Origin of the sequence: Streptosporangium sp. NPDC000509, from assembly GCF_042898365.1 — a bacterium.
Taxonomy (GTDB): Bacteria; Actinomycetota; Actinomycetes; order Streptosporangiales; family Streptosporangiaceae; genus Streptosporangium.
The window spans coordinates 1-1,032 of record NZ_JBIAYX010000051.1; the positions used below are offsets into that span (position 1 = coordinate 1).

Here is a 1,032-nt window from a genome sequence, read left to right on the forward strand (position 1 = left end):
GCGAAGCTGAGAACTTAAGCGCCAGTAAACGGCGGTGGTAACTATAACCATCCTAAGGTAGCGAAATTCCTTGTCGGGTAAGTTCCGACCTGCACGAATGGCGTAACGACTTCCCCGCTGTCTCAACCGCAGACCCGGCGAAATTGCACTACGAGTAAAGATGCTCGTTACGCGCAGCAGGACGGAAAGACCCCGGGACCTTCACTATAGCTTGACATTGGCGTTTGGAGCGTCTTGTGTAGGATAGGTGGGAGACGGTGAAGCCTTCACGCTAGTGGGGGTGGAGTCATTGGTGAAATACCACTCTGGTCGTTTTGAACGTCTAACTTCGGTCCGTGATCCGGATCAGGGACAGTGTCTGGTGGGTAGTTTAACTGGGGCGGTTGCCTCCTAAAGAGTAACGGAGGCGCCCAAAGGTTCCCTCAGCCTGGTTGGCAATCAGGTGTCGAGTGTAAGTGCACAAGGGAGCTTGACTGTGAGACCGACGGGTCGAGCAGGAGCGAAAGCTGGGACTAGTGATCCGGCGGTGGCATGTGGAAGCGCCGTCGCTCAACGGCTAAAAGGTACCCCGGGGATAACAGGCTGATCTTCCCCAAGAGTCCATATCGACGGGATGGTTTGGCACCTCGATGTCGGCTCGTCGCATCCTGGGGCTGGAGTAGGTCCCAAGGGTTGGGCTGTTCGCCCATTAAAGCGGTACGCGAGCTGGGTTTAGAACGTCGCGAGACAGTTCGGTCCCTATCCGCTGCGCGCGCAGGAGACTTGAAAGGAGCTGTCCCTAGTACGAGAGGACCGGGACGGACGAACCTCTGGTGTGCCAGTTGTTCCGCCAGGAGCACGGCTGGTTGGCTACGTTCGGAAGGGATAACCGCTGAAAGCATCTAAGCGGGAAGCTCGCCTTGAGATGAGGTCTCCCACCACGAGAGTGGGTAAGGCTCCCGGTAGACGACCGGGTTGATAGGCTGGAAGTGGAAGCGCAGTAATGTGTGGAGCTGACCAGTACTAATAGGCCGAGGACTTGACCACAAAGCA

The 1,032-nt window shown here is 56.8% G+C and carries 1 rRNA gene; it reads left to right on the forward strand.

From position 1 onward, the window contains the following. Positions 1–1,026: ribosomal RNA gene (locus ACFY3D_RS39525) — 23S ribosomal RNA — on the forward strand; the annotation flags it as partial. Between the last annotated feature and the right edge of the window lie 6 nt (positions 1,027–1,032).